The following is a 15,806-nucleotide window of genomic DNA, read 5'->3' as shown; positions in this document are numbered from 1 at the left end:
AACTGTAATCAACAGCCGCGTTTTCCTGCAATGGAATGCGCGGCTGTTTCGTATTATAATTGAACTGGAAAACCTTTCCGGCTTTCTTTTAAACTTTGTTCCTTTCCATACTGTAAGGAGTGATCTTTATGAAGCGTAACGTTTGCCGCATAGGCAGCGCTGCTGTATGCGCTGCCCTGTGCCTTACCCTTGGCTGCAGCTGCAGCGTGCTGCCGCCCGCTTCCGGCAAGCCTGCTGCTCCTGCTTTCTCAGTGCCCACCGATGCACATGGGGATCCGCTTTACGACAGCTCCCGGCTGGACGACGGAAAGCTGCGGATACTTTACGGTTACGACAATTCCGGCGGTGCCTGCACCGTTCTGTGCGGCAGCAAGGTGCTGTACCAGTCCTTCCGCAGCGAGAACGTGAACCTTCTGCAGGACACCGTGACCGGTGAGACCAACTACTGGTTCCGCACCTGGGCCGACCCGGACGCTTATTGCGGACGGCGCAGCGGCCTGTTTGACAAAGACGGCAATGAAGTCATAACCTTTGAGGGGGAGCAGAACGCCTCCATGCAGAACGGTCTGCTGGTGCTGCAGGAAGCCCACGCCGTGAACGGCAGCTACGAAAACGGCTACGACGATTACGGCACCTGTCAGGTGATCGACCTTTCCACCGGCGAACGTCTGCCCGTGCCGGATGGCGCATACCGCTGCATCGTGTGCGGGGACGGGCTGGTGTTCACCTGCTATGCCCGCCCAGCAGACCTTGCCGAGGACGCATGGGACGATGAACCCGCCCTGCACAGCTGGGTCATTATACAGACGAAGGACGGTACACAGACTTACGGCGCAGATGCCACTACTGCCCTGAGCCTTCCCTATGCACCGGACGTTCTGACCGACTGGGTGGAGTTGGACACCTGCCACGCCAGCGGCGAGCCAACGGACGAAACGCTCTATAACCCCGCCACAGGCGAAGGCTTCACCGGCTTCCGACAGGTATGCGGCAGCGGCACCGCCTGCTTCGAGACCAGCGATGGCCGCTACGAGCTGCGGGATCTCGCCACCGTGGACCGCACCCTCATTGGCACCTTCGACGACCAGCCCAGCAGCTATTTCCCGGGCTATGTGGTCACATGGCGCACGAGCGGCGACTTCGGCTATGATCTGCACGACCTTGTTACCGGTGAGGTGACACCGCTGTACGCCTCCAGCGTCATGAGCGACACCATCGCCCTTTACTATGAGGACGGACGCTTGAAGGTGTTCAACACCGAAACCGGCGATTTGATCACTGATACCACCGTGGAGCCAGTGGAGGGCCAGCAAAGCGTGATGATGGATAACAAGGGTGACGGCTACGTCTGGCTGGAGCTGCGGGATAACGATAACTTTGAGACCACCGCCACCCGCGTGTACGGCCCCGAGGGCCTTGTCTCCGACCTGACCCATCTGCAGGACAAGTATTATGCCCTGAACTATCTCATCACCACACCGGAGGGCAGGCCGCTGTACTGTGGCAACGCCAACGCGCCCAGCAGCAACGGCTCAATGTGTGACGTGCTGGATGAAAACGGCAACATTGTGTTCTATGGCCTTGGCAGCTGCTACAGCTACTACGACAACAGCCTGAACCAGCTGCCAGAACACGTGTTCGTTGCAAAACGCGGCTTTTACTACGGCTGGATGGATACGAACGGCAAATGGCTTTACTGCCAAAGCATCTTCTCTTCCATCAACGCCGACGATGAAATGGGCTACTGACCCAATAGGAGGAACGCCTTATGAAAAATGCTAAAATTTCCCGCCGCAGCTTTCTGCTTGGCCTTGCCGCCTGCTCTGCCGCAGGCATTCTCACTGCCTGCAAGGGGGATGACACCCCCGCCAGCAGCGCTTCCACCTCGCCGGAAGCACCCGCTTCTTCCGTGAGCGAGCTTGAACCCATCGGGCTGTTTACCGTGGAAGATTTTCCCAAGCTGGATGGCAGCACTGCCTGCATCCCGCTGATGGCCCAGATGATGGCCGATACCACCGGCATCGATCTGGAAGTAGCCCAGAGCGGCATTTCGGTCAGCACCACGGCCTATGCGTGGGAAAACTTCGGCCTGTACCCGGATGAGGAGTACACTGCCAGGATGCTGGTGGTCTACGAAGCGCCGGACTACGTAAAGGAAGAGCTGAAAGAAGCAAACGCCCAGCTGGAACAGAAACCCATTGGCCGGGACGCACTGGTGTTCATCGTGAACGAGAACAATCCGGTCAAGAGCCTGACCCGGCAGCAGCTGAAGGATATCTATGCCGGTAAGATCACCAACTGGAAAGAAGTGGGCGGCGAGGATCTTGCCATCGTGCCCTTCCAGCGGGGCGAAGACTCCGGCAGCCAGACCCTGTTCCGCAAGCTGCTCATTCAGGGCGGCGAACTGATGGACCCGCCCACCGAGCTGGCTCCCGCTGCCATGGGTGAGCTGGTGGACAGCATCGCCGCCTACAACAACAGCGCCAATGCCATCGGCTTCTCGGTCTACTACTACATCGACCAGATGTACTCCCAGCCCGGCCTGCGTCTGCTGGCCGTGGACGGCGTGACCCCTTCCAACGACACCATCGCCAGCGAAAGCTACCCGCTGTGCAACGAGTTCTATGCCGTTCTCCATGCGGACGCTGCCGCCGACAGCCCGGAACGCCAGCTTTACGACTGGCTGGATACCGCCGCCGGACAGGACTGCATCAAAAAATCCGGCTATGTAGCGGTGGCACCCGCCACTGCAGCGAACAGTGCCGTTTAATCTTCCAGCAATTGACAGCTTTCTGCATTTCTGTTACAATATTACACATGAATGTTGAAACTTTTTTGCAAAGGAAGGCTCAATATGGACAATTCCTCCTCCCATGTGGAAAGCTGCTGGCGCACCCAGCTGCGCAACCGCATCATTCAGGCATCCAGCCTGCTGGAAATCCTGCTCTCCGGCCTTGTGCTCATCGGCCTGCTGCTCAGCGCTGTGCCGCTCATCAAGTGGATGCCCGGCCTGCTGTTTGACGGTAACGAAGTGGAGATCCGCATTTTTCTGGAGCGGAGCCTTGACATCGTGATCGGCATCGAGTTCATCAAAATGCTGGCCAAGCACAGCCCCGGCAGCAGTCTGGAAGTGCTGCTCTACGCCATTGCCCGTCATCTGGTAGTGGGCCACGACTCCGCACTGGAAAACCTGCTCAGCGTGGGAGCCATCGCCCTGATCTTTATTGTGCGCAAGTTCTTCTTTGTGCCGGCCTTTGGTGCCCACCTGCCGGACGGCCATCCGGCACCGGATCTTTCACCTCGCCAGAGCGGCATCCCCGCCGATGCGTTTCTCTCCCGCCTGAAGGAGCGCGCCAAGGCCGAGGTGGCCGAGGCCATTCCTTCCGAAGAAGAGACTTTTGACGAGTACGATTTTGAGCAGGCCGCCCCGGAACCAAAATAACATAAACAAAAATGCCCCGCAGCACTGCCGGAAAACCAGCAGGCTGCGGGGCATTTTATAATGCTTTTATTTTTTATTGTGCTTTCCGAAGCGGTACTCTTTGCCCTCACGGATGCGCTGGATATTGGCGCGGTGCATATAGATCACCATGCCGGACATAAAGCCGGAGCCAATGGCGCACACCAGCATATCACCGGCGGCATAGCCCTGCAGGGAACCGTAAATGATGGTCAGCACCGGGTAGAGTGCTGCCATGGCCACGCTGCCCAGCGACACCATGCCGGTGGGGATCAGGCACACCAGAAAGATAATGGCCAGAAACGGCAGCAGCACCGGCTGGATGGCCAGAATGGCACCAGCTGCCACCAGCACGCCCTTGCCGCCTTTGAACCCGAAGTACAGCGGGTACAGATGGCCCAGCACTGCAAAGATAGCGGCCAGATAGACACCCAGATACGGCGACACACCAGCATCGGCGGGCAGCATGTGGAACAGCCACCGGCCGATGCACACGGCCAGCACGCCCTTGAGCACATCGCCTGTCGCGGTCATGGCGGCAGCCTTCTTGCCAAAGGTGCGCAGCATGTTGGTCATGCCGGCCGCACCGCTGCCATGATTGCGCACGTCGTCATGATATACGAATTTGCTGACGAGGATGCCGGTATCCACACTTCCCAGCAGGTACGCCTGCAGGATGGTGGCTGCGGCGATCAGGATCGCTTTCATCATAGAAACGGATGCCTCCTTTGCGGGCGCTTACACGTCCTTTGCGCCCACTTCGCCGGAGCCGCGCTCGCGGATCACCAGACGGATGGGAGTGTGTTCCAGACCAAAGTTCTCGCGGATCTGGTTGATCAGATACCGCTGGTAGCTGAAATGGAACAGCTGCTTCGAATTCACAAAGGCCACGAACGTGGGCGGGCGGGTGGATGCCTGAGTCAGATAGAAGATCTTCAGGCGGCGGCCCTTGTCGCTGGGCGGCTGCATCCGGGCTGTGGCGCGGGCCAGCATCTCGTTCAGCACGCCGGTGGGCACGCGGGCACCGTTCTGGCTGTCCACATCGCGGATCAGCTGCATGAGCTTGTTCACGTTGTAGCCGGTCTGAGCCGAGATGAAGATGATAGGAGCATAGCCCATAAAGCTGAAGCACTCGGCATAATCGCGGCGCTGCAGCTCCATGGTGTTGGTCTCCTTGCCTTCCACCGCGTCCCACTTGTTGACGACGATGATGCACGCCTTGCCCTGATCGTGGGCATAACCGGCCACCTTGCTGTCCTGCTCGGTAAAACCGACGGTGGCATCCACAAGGATCAGCGCCACGCGGCTGCGCTCCACAGCGGCCAGTGCGCGCACTACCATATAACGCTCCAGACCGTCGGTGATGTTGCTGCGCTTGCGCAGACCGGCGGTATCGGTAAAGATGAACTTGCCGTAAGCGTTGTCCACCGGGGTGTCAATGGCATCACGGGTGGTGCCCGCCTCGTTTGCCACGATCATGCGGTTCTCGCCCAGAATGCGGTTGGTCAGGCTGGACTTGCCCACATTCGGGCGGCCGATGATGGCAACCGGGATGCGGTCCTCTTCCACCACCGTCTCGCTGAAGTCCAGATGGGCGCACACAGCGTCCAGCAGGTCGCCGGTGCCGTGGCCGTGCACGGACGAAATGGGCATCACCTCGTCAAAGCCGAGGTTGTAGAACTCGTACATCTCCATGGGGGCATCGCCCACCTTGTCGCACTTGTTCACGGCCAGAATGATGGGCTTGTGGCTGCGGCGCAGCATGTGGGCCACATCCTCGTCTGCGGCGGTCAGGCCGTCGCGCACGTCCACCACCATGATGATGCAGTCTGCAGTGTCAATGGCGATCTGGGCCTGCTCCCGCATGTGGGCCAGAATGCCCTCGGTAGCCTTGGGCTCAATACCGCCGGTGTCCACCAGCAGGAAGTCATGGCCGTTCCACTCGCAGTTGGCAAAAATGCGGTCGCGGGTAATGCCCGGCGTGTCCTCCACAATGGCAAGGCGCTGACCGCACAGCTTGTTGAACAGGGTGGATTTGCCCACGTTGGGACGGCCCACCACTGCTACGATCGGTTTGCTCATAGGGGTTCCTCCTTTCTTACAACCCTCTCAGGCACGGCTTACGCCGCGCCAGCTCCCCCGAAAGGGGGAGCTTTTATCACTTCTGCCGAAAGATGCATAAAACCTCGCCCTTCGGGAGAGGTGGCATCGCGCAGCGATGACGGAGAGGGTTTTCTTTTATGCTCTTCTTCTCCTTGCAATGTGCAGGCCGCTGCGCAGCAGGGCGCGGGCTTCGTCGCCGCCAGAGGTCGGCAGCACCTCCACCTTCACGCCAAGGCGCTGGGCCAGCTGGTCGGTGGTGATGTCGTCCAGAAAGGTGTCTTTTTCCTCCCGCAGCATCACGGCGGGCACGCCCAGCGTGCCGCTGGTCAGCTTGCCCTCGCACTGAGCAATGATATCGGTCGCCGTTACAAGCCCGGCCACACCCACATTGCCGCCGAAGAATTTGTTCTTGATAGTGTGCACCGTCACCTCGACCATGGGGTACTGGCGGTGCAGCTCAGCCATCATCTGGCGGATGAGCGGCGAAGCCATTTCGCCCGTGACCACGTCCATCTTTTTGGTGCCGTAGATGCGGTGGGGCTTTTCCAACTCCGCCAGAAATTCCGAGGCGTACAGGCGCATCATGCCCACGCCGTTTTCCAGCTGGTCGAAGTCCTCGTAGAACTCTTCCGGCGGGATGGGCCTGCCTGCCTTGAGGTACCATTCATCACTGGGATAAATGATGCGCTTGCCGTGGCGGCGCTTGCACTCATCGCCGAATTCTTCCATGATGTCGATGACTTCGGCGCTGGTCTTTGCATCATACGGTGTCTGCTTGAACAGCTTCTCGCGGTAGTCCGTCACACCGCAGGGCACCGCAGCGATGCTCTGCACCATAGGGGTCAGCTCCAAAAGGTCGGAGAGGGTACGGCGCAGCTCGTCGCCGTCGTTGATGCCGCGGCACAGCACCAGCTGACAGTTGACGGCGATGCCGCCCTCCACCAGACGGGGCAGATACTTGAGCACCTCGCCGCCGCGCTTGTTGGCCAGCATCCGCACACGGAGCTGCGGGTTCGTGGTGTGCACTGAAATGTTGATGGGCGAAATGTGCATCTTGATGATGCGGTCGATCTCGTGGTCCTGCATGTTCGTCATGGTGATATAGTTGCCGAACAAAAAGGAAAGCCGCTCGTCATCGTCCTTGAAGTAAAGGCTCTCGCGCATACCGGGGGGCAGCTGGTCGATGAAGCAGAACATGCAGTGGTTGGAGCAGGAGTGCTTCTGATCGCCCAGATAGGTCTGGAAATCGCAGCCAAAGGGGCCGCGCTCCGTGCGCTGCACATCCCACTCGCGGATGCCGTCTGCCACCCTTGCTTTCAGGTGGAAGCTTTTGCTGTCAGTGTAAAAATCGTAGTCCAGACTGTCGTTCAGCTCGTTTTCGTCCACGCTCAAAAGCTCGTCACCCGGGCCAAGGCCCAGCACCTCCGCTTCGCTGCCGGGTTCCACCCGTGCGATCTTCATTGCCACCGCATCCACCTCCTTTCAGACAGAACAAGAAGGGGAAGGCATGCGCCCTCCCCTTCTGTACATAACACCATTATGCCACCAATTACGCGCAAATTAGGCCTTCTTGATGACTTCCTCGCCCTTGTAGTAACCGCAGTTGCCACATGCCTGGTGGGGGAGCTTCAGAGAGCCGCAGTTGCTGCACTTGACCAGTGCGGGGGCCTCCAGCTTCCAAACATTGCTGCGACGCTTGTCGCGGCGGGCCTTGGAAAGATGTCTCTTAGGTACTGCCATATTTTTGCACCTCCTTGATGGGTTTATCAGTTCAGCAGTGATTTAAGGATTGCGAGCCTTGTGTCTACGGGAGCTTCGGTATGCTCTGCCGGCTGGCAGGTGCATTCCGCCTTCTTTTTGCCGCACACGGGGCAAAGCCCGGCGCAGTCGGCACTGCAAAGCAGCACCGTGGGGATCTGGAACATAAACTCCTGATTGAGCCATTCATCTACATCCAGATGTCCTTTTTCGTCCAGCGGAAGGTCAAAATCCGGGTCATCCAGATCCCGTTCCTTTACCGTCCACTCCGTATCGACCGTCTCCTCCCGAATGACCGGGTCCAGACAGCGGGCGCACTCTCCGTGCACCGATGCGTTTGCCCGCAGTGTCATCCGGACCTCGCCGCCGTCCGTCTCCGCTTCAAAAACAACGGTGACCGGCTGCGGGATCCTTGCCCCGGCATAATCATGTGCAGATAAATCACACTGAAACTCTGCATGATAGGGTTGTCTGCCGGTGGCGATAAACTTTCTCAGGTCAAATTGCATAGTACACCTCTAAAAGGCTGCTTTGTTAGTATAGCGCCAACGCAGCCCTTTGTCAACACCAAAACAGGCAGAAAACCGAAAAAATTTAAATTTCCCGGTTCTCTGCCTGTTCAAAGTGGTTCAGATCCCGATTTTCCGGAATTACAGGTACTTCTTCACATCGTGGGGCAGTGCAGCCTCGTCAGCGCTGACGGTAACCGTCACCTTCACGCTGTCGCCTGCAATGGCTGCCATCTCGTCCAGCACAACACCCAGACGGTTGATGTCGTGATCCAGCACCTTCAGGATGCCGTCGATGTACAGGTCGGTGATATCGTAGTTGCTTGCCATCAGGCCGGCAACAAAGCCGTACAGCATTTCGCCGCCGGAGATCTTGTACTCGTCCAGGTCGATCAGACGTGCAGCAGGAGCGATGTCGTAGGTGAGCTTCATGCCCTTTTCAACGACGACCACGTTACCCTTGGAGGTCTTGACCGCATCATTGATCTGGTCGATCATAGCCTTGGTCTTGCCGGAGCCCTTGGTACCAACAATCAGTTTAATCATAGTTCAGTCCTCCTGTATTTTCCACGCCTTGCGGCGGGAGATCATTTTTATTTACTTCAGCTTTGCTTCCAGCTCGGCGGTCAGGCCTTCGTAGCCCGGCTTGCCCAGCAGAGCAAACATATTCTTTTTATAGCTCTCAACGCCCGGCTGGTTGAAGGGATTAACGCTGAGCAGATAACCGCTGCAGGCACATGCACGCCAGAAGAAGTAGATCAGGTAGCCCACATTGTAAGCGGTCAGGTCGTCCACCTCGATCAGCACCTCGGGCACGCCGCCGTCGGTGTGTGCCAAAATGGTACCCTCCATGGCCTTGCGGTTGACAATGCTCATGTTCTGGTTTGCCAGGAAGTTCAGGCCGTCAAAGTTGCCTTCCAGCGGGTCGATGAACAGATCCTGTGCAGGCTTCTTCACGTCCACGATGGTCTCGAACATGGTGCGGGAGCCTTCCTGAATGAACTGACCCATAGAGTGCAGATCGGTGGAGAAGATGCAGCTTGCGGGGAACAGGCCCTTGTTGTCCTTGCCCTCGCTCTCGCCGAACAGCTGCTTGTACCACTCGTTCATCAGGGCGAAGTCCGGCTCGTAGCATTCCAGAATTTCAACGCTCTTGCCCTTGCGGTACAGGATGTTGCGGATGGCAGCATACTTGTAAGCGTCGTTGTCCTTGCTCAGAACGGAGAAGCGCTCCATGGAATCGGCAGCGCCCTTCATCAGGTCGTCAATGCTGATACCGGCAGCAGCAATGGGCAGCAGGCCCACAGCGCTCAGCACGGAGTAGCGGCCGCCCACGTCGTCGGGGACCACGAAGGTGGGCCAGCCCTGTGCGTCGGCCAGCTGCTTCAGGGTGCCCTTGGCACGGTCGGTGGTGGCGTAGATGCGCTTGTTGGCTTCTTCCACGCCCATCTCCTTTTCCAGCAGTTCACGCAGCACGCGGAATGCCAGAGAAGTCTCGGTGGTAGTGCCGGACTTGGAAATGACGTTGATGGAGAAGCGCTTGCCCTTGCACAGGCTGATGATGTTGTTCAGGTAGGTGGGGCTGATGCTGTTGCCACAGAAGTAGATCTTGGGGCCATTTTCCAGCTCGTTGTGGAACTGGCCCTTGACGGCCTCGATGACAGCGCGTGCGCCCAGATAGCTGCCGCCGATGCCGGCCACCACCAGCACATCGGAATCCTCGCGGATCTTTGCGGCGGCTTCCTTGATGCGGGCGAACTCTTCCTTATCATAATCACGGGGCAGATACATCCAGCCGAGGAAATCATTGCCCGGGCCGGACTTTGCTTCCAGCTGGTTATGGGCAGCTTCCACCTGCGGATAGATGGCTGCATATTCCTCTTCGCTGATAAAGCTGGAGAGGTGTTTGGTGTTCAGTGCGACACTCATTTTATTATAACCTCCAAACGATTTGCCGGGCCTTTGCCCTGCGAGGAAATATCTTGGTATAAGTGTACCGTTCCCTCCGGGCAAAGTCAAGGTCAAAATCCTTGGATTTCATACAATTTTAATAGTGTTTTTTTGTTTCTTCATCCAGAATTGTTCACACAGACAGTTCCACGCAGCTTACTGCAGCGCGCTTTTGTACGCTGAAGCGTGCATTCAGCTTTCGCAGCCGGTCAAAGCGTCCCACAACAGGCCGAATGCGATGCCAAAGTCCATTTTTTCAGCATCGGCAGCGGCGCGCACCTCGTACTCGCCCAGTTGAGTCTCCCCGCTCAGGATGCGCACCGTGCCAACGGTCTGGCCCAGCTGCACCGGTGCTTCCAGCTCCTGCGGCAGATCCAGCTGCGCGGTAAGGGCGGCGGCACTTTCCTTTGGCATCAGCAGCGTTTCGGGCAGAGCGGTGTAGTCCAGCGGTACGCTTTCCTCTGCACTGCCCTTTACTTTTATAAGAAGAGGCCGGTCCTCCATGGCGGGCAGCGGCACAGCGGCGTAGGCCGCAAAGCCGTAGTCCAGCAGGGTGGTGGCCGCTGTGAACCGCTCCGAGCTGGAGAGCGACCCCAGCACCACGGCGATCAGGTCCAGCCCGTCGCGGGTGGCGCTGGCGCTGATGCACACGCCCGCGCCGCTGGTGGTGCCGGTTTTCAGGCCGGTGATGCCGTTGTAGCGCTTGAGCAGCTTATTGGTGTTCACCAGCTGGGTGGCACCGCCGCGCAGGGTGTCCGTCCAGATGCCGGTATAGTGCAGCACCTCCGGGCAGGTGTTCAAAATCTCGCGGCTCATGATGGCAACATCGTGGGCGGTGGAAAGATGCCCTTCGGTGTCCAGCCCGCAGGCATTGTGGAAGGTGGTGTTCACCATGCCCAGCTCTGCGGCGCGGGCGTTCATCATCTGCACAAAGCCCGGCTCGCTGCCGCCCACCAGCTCTGCCACAGCCACAGCGGCATCATTGGCGGAGGACACACAAATGGCTTTGATCATCTCGTCCAGCGTGAACTGCTCCCCCGGCTCCAGCCAGATCTGACTGCCGCCCATGTGGTAGGCGTGTTCACTTACCGGCACCAGCGTGTCCATGGCAATGCGGCCGTCGTGCACGGCTTCAAAGGTGAGCAGCAGGGTCATTACCTTGGTAATGGATGCAATGGGCATCTGCTGGTCGGCGTTCTTTTCATATAATATAGTGCCCGTCTGCTGGTCGATCAGGCAGGCGGCGCGGCAGGGCAGCTCCAAGGCAGGCTGTGCCGCCGCGGGCTGCACCGGCCGGGTCTGGTCTGCAGCCGCCTGCACCGCCGGGTTTTGCTGCCGCAGCCCATTGCCCTGCGCCGTGCCAAAGGCCAGTGCAAACAGCCAGAAGCACACCACCCCTGCACACAAAAGCGCCAAGTTTTTCCGCTCCATTTCGGTCCCTCCCTGCGCAATGTCTCTTGCTGAGAGAGTATGCAGGGGCCTTTTTGTTTAGAATATCCTGCGCCCGCACCGCAGCCTGCATTTTTTATTTTGTCTTTTTCTACAAAAGGGCTTGACTTTTGCCCACCTTATAGTGTAAATTGGAGATGGCCCAAAAAGGCCGTATTGCTTTAATTTGTGGAATTATTTTTTAGGAGGATACTATTATGATTCTGTCTCGTCGTTCTTTCCTGAAGATGGCTGGTCTGACCGTTGTTGCTGCTGCAAGCGCTTCCATGTTCACCGGCTGTGCTTTCACTTCTACTACCGAGGTCAAGTTCGAGGCCGTAGAAGGTCAGGCTGAAAATGATAAGGTCAAGGCCGCTCTGGAGATTCTGAAGAACAAGAAGACCGTCCTGTGGCCCGCTGACGCTTACAAGGACAAGAAGTCCTGCATCGCCAATCTGAACACTCAGATTGCTATGAAGGGTGCCAAGAACGTCGAAGTTGCTGATATTGAGTATGTTGAGGCAGACGATACCAAAAAGACTGCTGCTTACGTCAAGGCAACTCTGAAGGAATCGACGAAATAATTTTCCAAAAGCTTTCTCGAGAGACGGGCGTTTGCCCGTCTCTTTTTGTTTTGCCCGCTTTCCAGCAAAAAATGCCTGCTGCTGTGCATCCGGTCTTGCGCCGCACCGCCGCTGTGATATATAATAAAGAGCAATGCAAACACCACCCCGTTTTTTGTCGAAAGGATACCCCCTCATGCGAGTTTGTTTTTATACCCTTGGCTGCAAGGTCAACCTGAACGAGACCGGCGCGCTGGAACAGATGTTCCGCGCCAACGGCTTTACCATTGCGCAGGAGAACGAGCCTGCGGATGTTTTTGTGGTGAACAGCTGCACCGTGACCAACTTTGGCGACCAGAAAAGCCGCAAGTGGCTGCGCCGCAAAAAGCGCGAGAACCCCGGCGCGGTCACGGTGCTTACCGGCTGCTACCCGCAGGCTTTCCCGGAGGAAGCCGCCCAGTTCACCGAGGCCGACCTTGTGTGCGGCAACGGCGACCGCAAGGCCATTTTAGATAACGTTCTCAAGCTGCTGGACGGCCATGAGCGCATTGTGGCCATCACGCCCCACCAGCGCGGCGAAAAATTTGAAGAGCTGCCCGTGGAGCGGTTCGAGACCCACACCCGTGCCTTTATCAAGGTAGAGGACGGCTGCAACCGCCAGTGCGCCTACTGCGTCATCCCCCGGGCCCGCGGCCCGGTGCGCAGCCGCGACGAAGCCAGCATCCTAGCCGAACTGCGCCAGCTGGCGGCTTCCGGCTACCGCGAGGTGGTGCTCAGTGCCATCTCCCTGCCCAGCTATGGTCTGGATACCGGCACCAACCTTGTGGAGCTGGTGGAGCACTGTGCTCAGGTGGAGGGCATCCAGCGCATCCGTCTGGGCAGTCTGGACCCGGATATGCTCACGCCGGAGTTCATCACCCGCCTTGCCGCGGTGGAAAAGCTCTGCCCGCAGTTCCACCTGAGCCTGCAGAGCGGCTGCACTGCCACCCTGCGCCGGATGCGCCGCGTGTACACTGCCGAGCAGTATGCACAGGTGGTGGACCAGCTGCGCGCCGCCTACGGGGAGCGCCCGGTCAGCTTTACCACCGACTGCATCTGCGGCTTCCCCGGCGAGACGCAGGCCGACTTTGAAGAGAGCTGCGAATTTTTGAAAAAGATCGGCTTTCTCAAGGTGCATGTGTTCCCCTACTCCCGCCGCAGCGGCACCCCGGCCTACGATTTTCCGGAGCAGGTGCACGAGCGGGAAAAGCAGGAGCGCAGCCGCGTGATGAACGGCATCGCCGAGGAGGTGCGCCGCGAAGTGCTGGCCGCCTATGTGGGCACCGAGGACGATGTGCTGCTGGAGACCCCGCTTTCCGGCACGCTGTTCACCGGCTACACCCGGCTGTACATTCCGGTGGTGGTATCCGCCCCCGGCCACGAAAGCGGGCAGATCGTGCATGTACGCTTGGGCGAATACGACGGCGAGCGTGTGCGTGCAGCACTTTGCTGAGTTTCTGCGCTTAAAACTGTTGATTCTGTACACGAGGACGAATACAACAAATTTTTAACAAATTTTGCGTTTTATCCCTTTTCATCCGGCACGCTTTATGCTAAAATGAAGGTGGATCATCCCGGGCACAGCGCTGTTTGCAGCAGTGCGTTACCAATGTGCCCTGTAACGCGCCCGCCCTGCGCGGCAGAACGCTGTCGGCAGCCGGGTGCAGCCCGTTTGTTTTTAGCAAAGCAAGGAGAGAATTGGAATGAGTTTCAGAGGAATCAATACCACGGTCATCCAGATCCGCCGTCAGGTGTTCACCGAGGTGGCACGCATGGCTTACGCCAACGTCAAGGGCGAGCAGGCCAACCACCTGATGCGCAAGATCCCCTACACCATCATCCCCGGCGAGGAAGGCAAGCTGCGCAAGGACATCTTTCTGGAGCGCGCCATCGTTGAGGAGCGCGTGCGTCTGGCCATGGGTCTGCCCACCCGCCGCATGGACGAGCACAACAGCGTCGTCTCCGGTCTGGAGGATGCTTCCATCGCCGATAAGTATTATGATCCCCCGCTGGTGAACGTGATCAAGTTTGCCTGCAACCGCTGCCCGGAAAAGCTGGTCAAGGTCTCCGACCTGTGTCAGGGCTGCCTTGCCCACCCCTGTATGGAAGTGTGCCCCAAGAAGGCCATCACATGGGAGAGCGGCCGTTCCATCATCGATCAGGACAAGTGCATCAAGTGCGGCCGCTGCGTCGGCGTGTGCCCCTATAACGCCATCGTCAAGACCGAGCGTCCCTGCGCTGCAGCCTGCGGCATGGGTGCCATCCACTCCGATGAGCTGGGCCGTGCCGAGATCGATTACAGCAAGTGCGTTTCCTGCGGCCAGTGTCTGGTCAACTGCCCCTTCGGTGCCATTGCTGACAAGGGCCAGATCTATCAGCTGATCCAGGGCTTCAACCGCGGCGACCGCATCTACGCGCTGGTGGCTCCCGCCTTCATCAACCAGTTCCCGGGTCTGGCTTCCACCGGCAAGCTCAAGGCCGCCCTGAAGGCCGTCGGCTTCTACGATGTGGTGGAGGTTGCCATTGGTGCCGACCTGTGCACCGTGGACGAAGCACACGACTTCCTGGAGGAAGTGCCCGAGAAGCTCAACTTCATGGCAACTTCCTGCTGCCCGGCATGGAGCATGATGGCAAAGACCGCTTTCCCGGATCTTGCCAAGAATATCTCCATGACCATGACCCCCATGGTGTTCACCGCCCGCATGATGAAGCAGAAGGACCCCGAGGCCCGTATGTGTTTCATTGGACCCTGCGCCGCAAAGAAGCTGGAAGCTTCCCGCCGCACCGTCCGCTCCGATGTGGACTTCGTGCTCACCTTTGAAGAGCTGGCCGGTATCATCGAGGCCAAGGATGTGGACACCAGCCTGCTGGAAGTGGACGAGGCCGAAGCTCTGCACGCTGCATCCGCAGCAGGCCGCGGCTTTGCACAGTCCGGCGGCGTTGCCAAGGCTGTTGCCGATAAGATCAAGGAATGGCACCCGGATATGGATGTCAAGATCGCATCTGCACAGGGCCTTGCCGAATGCAAGAAGCTGCTCATGCTGGCCAAGGCTGGCAAGTACAACGGCTACCTGCTGGAAGGCATGGGCTGCCCGGGCGGCTGCATCGGCGGCGCAGGCACCATTGCCGACCCCGCACGCACGGCCATCCAGCTGAACAAGTACGTCAAGGAAGCTCCCTTCGCCGACCCGGAGCAGAGCCCCTTTATGAGCGAGATCCATGTGCTGAAGGACGACCCCGACTTTGAACTTTAAGCGCTGATTTTTCAAGAACCGCTTCTCCTGCCGGAGGGGCGGTTCTTCGTCATTTTCGCCCACCATATTTTATCAATGTGCAACATTTCTGTGAAAGCTTCACGAAGCGGATTGACAATTTTGCACAGCCATGCTATTTTAGCATTGACAAACCGGTATTACCGCAATTGTTCAACGCCGCCTCTGTGGCAGGAAAGGCAGATCATTCATGACGAACACTTATAAGCGCGTAAGCGCCGCCCTGCTCTCAGTGCTGCTGCTGTGCATGTTCACCTTTGGTGCAAGCGCTGCTTCCAGCCTGAACGTAGGCATTAAATTCTGGAAAGAAAGATCCGATAAGGAATCCATGGCCAACACCGGCATCGATGCCAGCCGTGATGTCACCCTCACCCGCCAGTCCAACGGCACCTACACGCTCACCCTGCCCATCCAGCAGGTAAGCAAGATGGGTGTCACCGGCTATCTGTCCGGCCTGACCATTGGTGATGTGACCTACACCGGCACCGTCTCCGGCGATGTTGCCAAGGGCACCGGCGTGCTCACCATCAAGAACATGCCCGCCTCGGTGCTGACCGGCAGCGATGTGAACAAGGCACTCACCGTTACCTGCAACATTCAGATGGATCTGAGCGTGCTGGGCGAGATCAACACCGCGGCCCGCATGTGCATCTGGAACAAGTAAGTTTTTTCAAGCAAAGAACGGCGTTCCCCACCGGAACGCCGTTCTTTGCTTTTATCACTC

At 58.3% G+C, this 15,806-nt stretch carries 15 protein-coding genes; 7 read left to right on the top strand and 8 right to left on the bottom strand.

From position 1 onward, the window contains the following. Nucleotides 1-128 precede the first annotated feature (128 nt). The 3 genes from QZL71_RS02090 to QZL71_RS02080 all read left to right on the top strand — a co-directional run bounded on the left by QZL71_RS02090 (nucleotide 129) and on the right by QZL71_RS02080 (nucleotide 3,442). On the top strand, nucleotides 129-1,748 hold the full coding sequence (locus QZL71_RS02090) for a DUF5046 domain-containing protein (RefSeq protein WP_294647527.1): 1,620 nt from the start codon (nucleotides 129-131) through the stop codon (nucleotides 1,746-1,748). Between the two features lie 20 nt (nucleotides 1,749-1,768). Further along, nucleotides 1,769-2,770, top strand: a complete 1,002-nt coding sequence (locus tag QZL71_RS02085; RefSeq protein WP_097775289.1) for a substrate-binding domain-containing protein — start codon at nucleotides 1,769-1,771, stop codon at nucleotides 2,768-2,770. An 84-nt stretch (nucleotides 2,771-2,854) separates the two neighbouring features. Then, nucleotides 2,855-3,442, top strand: a complete 588-nt coding sequence (locus tag QZL71_RS02080; RefSeq protein ID WP_294647526.1) for a transporter — start codon at nucleotides 2,855-2,857, stop codon at nucleotides 3,440-3,442. A gap of 66 nt (nucleotides 3,443-3,508) precedes the next feature. Here QZL71_RS02080 and plsY read toward each other — a convergent pair whose 3' ends face one another. The 8 genes from plsY to QZL71_RS02040 form a co-directional block, all read right to left on the bottom strand. After that, nucleotides 3,509-4,171 (bottom strand): glycerol-3-phosphate 1-O-acyltransferase PlsY, encoded by a 663-nt coding sequence (plsY, locus tag QZL71_RS02075; RefSeq protein ID WP_005944253.1) that lies wholly within the window; start codon nucleotides 4,169-4,171, stop codon nucleotides 3,509-3,511. Nucleotides 4,172-4,198: 27 nt separating this feature from the next. After that, nucleotides 4,199-5,542: a ribosome biogenesis GTPase Der gene (gene der / locus QZL71_RS02070; RefSeq protein WP_005944256.1), complete on the bottom strand. Its 1,344-nt coding sequence runs from the start codon at nucleotides 5,540-5,542 to the stop codon at nucleotides 4,199-4,201. A 156-nt stretch (nucleotides 5,543-5,698) separates the two neighbouring features. Continuing rightward, nucleotides 5,699-7,030, bottom strand: a complete 1,332-nt coding sequence (locus QZL71_RS02065; protein ID WP_044954006.1) for a radical SAM protein — start codon at nucleotides 7,028-7,030, stop codon at nucleotides 5,699-5,701. A gap of 93 nt (nucleotides 7,031-7,123) precedes the next feature. Beyond that, a complete protein-coding gene (gene rpmF, locus QZL71_RS02060; protein ID WP_005920250.1) occupies nucleotides 7,124-7,303 on the bottom strand; it encodes a 50S ribosomal protein L32 in 180 nt (59 codons plus the stop codon). A 26-nt stretch (nucleotides 7,304-7,329) separates the two neighbouring features. Continuing rightward, nucleotides 7,330-7,830: a YceD family protein gene (locus QZL71_RS02055; RefSeq protein WP_294647525.1), complete on the bottom strand. Its 501-nt coding sequence runs from the start codon at nucleotides 7,828-7,830 to the stop codon at nucleotides 7,330-7,332. Nucleotides 7,831-7,971: 141 nt separating this feature from the next. Further along, nucleotides 7,972-8,376 carry a hypothetical protein gene (locus QZL71_RS02050; RefSeq protein WP_005944262.1) on the bottom strand — a complete coding sequence of 135 codons (405 nt, stop codon included), beginning with the start codon at nucleotides 8,374-8,376 and terminating at the stop codon, nucleotides 7,972-7,974. Nucleotides 8,377-8,427: 51 nt separating this feature from the next. Beyond that, the gene (locus QZL71_RS02045; RefSeq protein ID WP_005944264.1) at nucleotides 8,428-9,759 is read right to left on the bottom strand and encodes a glucose-6-phosphate isomerase; all 1,332 of its coding nucleotides are present in this window, start codon (nucleotides 9,757-9,759) and stop codon (nucleotides 8,428-8,430) included. Nucleotides 9,760-9,972: 213 nt separating this feature from the next. Further along, on the bottom strand, nucleotides 9,973-11,211 hold the full coding sequence (locus QZL71_RS02040; protein WP_294647524.1) for a D-alanyl-D-alanine carboxypeptidase family protein: 1,239 nt from the start codon (nucleotides 11,209-11,211) through the stop codon (nucleotides 9,973-9,975). A 215-nt stretch (nucleotides 11,212-11,426) separates the two neighbouring features. On the opposite strand from QZL71_RS02040, the gene QZL71_RS02035 reads away from it, so the two are divergent. The 4 genes from QZL71_RS02035 to QZL71_RS02020 all read left to right on the top strand — a co-directional run bounded on the left by QZL71_RS02035 (nucleotide 11,427) and on the right by QZL71_RS02020 (nucleotide 15,746). After that, a complete protein-coding gene (locus QZL71_RS02035) occupies nucleotides 11,427-11,792 on the top strand; it encodes a twin-arginine translocation signal domain-containing protein (protein WP_294647523.1) in 366 nt (121 codons plus the stop codon). Nucleotides 11,793-11,967: 175 nt separating this feature from the next. Then, nucleotides 11,968-13,263: a tRNA (N(6)-L-threonylcarbamoyladenosine(37)-C(2))-methylthiotransferase MtaB gene (gene mtaB, locus QZL71_RS02030; RefSeq protein WP_097775282.1), complete on the top strand. Its 1,296-nt coding sequence runs from the start codon at nucleotides 11,968-11,970 to the stop codon at nucleotides 13,261-13,263. Between the two features lie 250 nt (nucleotides 13,264-13,513). Continuing rightward, nucleotides 13,514-15,064, top strand: a complete 1,551-nt coding sequence (locus tag QZL71_RS02025; protein ID WP_223389356.1) for a 4Fe-4S dicluster domain-containing protein — start codon at nucleotides 13,514-13,516, stop codon at nucleotides 15,062-15,064. A gap of 208 nt (nucleotides 15,065-15,272) precedes the next feature. Next, complete coding sequence (locus QZL71_RS02020; RefSeq protein WP_097775281.1) at nucleotides 15,273-15,746, top strand: pilin; 474 nt, start codon at nucleotides 15,273-15,275, stop codon at nucleotides 15,744-15,746. Nucleotides 15,747-15,806 lie beyond the last annotated feature (60 nt).

It is taken from the genome of uncultured Faecalibacterium sp. (assembly GCF_900066275.1).
GTDB lineage: Bacteria > Bacillota > Clostridia > Oscillospirales > Ruminococcaceae > Faecalibacterium > Faecalibacterium taiwanense.
Note: the sequence above shows the minus strand (reverse complement) of the source record. Positions and strands in the feature narration are given on the sequence as shown.

Bases quoted from the DNA above. Each gene is read 5' to 3' on its own strand.
- plsY (WP_005944253.1), bottom strand. From the start codon at position 4,171: ATGATGAAAGCGATCCTGATCGCCGCAGCCACCATCCTGCAGGCGTAC.
- QZL71_RS02025 (WP_223389356.1), top strand. From the start codon at position 13,514: ATGAGTTTCAGAGGAATCAATACCACGGTCATCCAGATCCGCCGTCAG.
- QZL71_RS02045 (WP_005944264.1), bottom strand. From the start codon at position 9,759: ATGAGTGTCGCACTGAACACCAAACACCTCTCCAGCTTTATCAGCGAA.
- QZL71_RS02085 (WP_097775289.1), top strand. From the start codon at position 1,769: ATGAAAAATGCTAAAATTTCCCGCCGCAGCTTTCTGCTTGGCCTTGCC.
- mtaB (WP_097775282.1), top strand. From the start codon at position 11,968: ATGCGAGTTTGTTTTTATACCCTTGGCTGCAAGGTCAACCTGAACGAG.
- QZL71_RS02050 (WP_005944262.1), bottom strand. From the start codon at position 8,376: ATGATTAAACTGATTGTTGGTACCAAGGGCTCCGGCAAGACCAAGGCT.
- QZL71_RS02035 (WP_294647523.1), top strand. From the start codon at position 11,427: ATGATTCTGTCTCGTCGTTCTTTCCTGAAGATGGCTGGTCTGACCGTT.
- QZL71_RS02055 (WP_294647525.1), bottom strand. From the start codon at position 7,830: ATGCAATTTGACCTGAGAAAGTTTATCGCCACCGGCAGACAACCCTAT.
- QZL71_RS02020 (WP_097775281.1), top strand. From the start codon at position 15,273: ATGACGAACACTTATAAGCGCGTAAGCGCCGCCCTGCTCTCAGTGCTG.
- QZL71_RS02040 (WP_294647524.1), bottom strand. From the start codon at position 11,211: ATGGAGCGGAAAAACTTGGCGCTTTTGTGTGCAGGGGTGGTGTGCTTC.
- rpmF (WP_005920250.1), bottom strand. From the start codon at position 7,303: ATGGCAGTACCTAAGAGACATCTTTCCAAGGCCCGCCGCGACAAGCGT.
- QZL71_RS02080 (WP_294647526.1), top strand. From the start codon at position 2,855: ATGGACAATTCCTCCTCCCATGTGGAAAGCTGCTGGCGCACCCAGCTG.
- der (WP_005944256.1), bottom strand. From the start codon at position 5,542: ATGAGCAAACCGATCGTAGCAGTGGTGGGCCGTCCCAACGTGGGCAAA.
- QZL71_RS02090 (WP_294647527.1), top strand. From the start codon at position 129: ATGAAGCGTAACGTTTGCCGCATAGGCAGCGCTGCTGTATGCGCTGCC.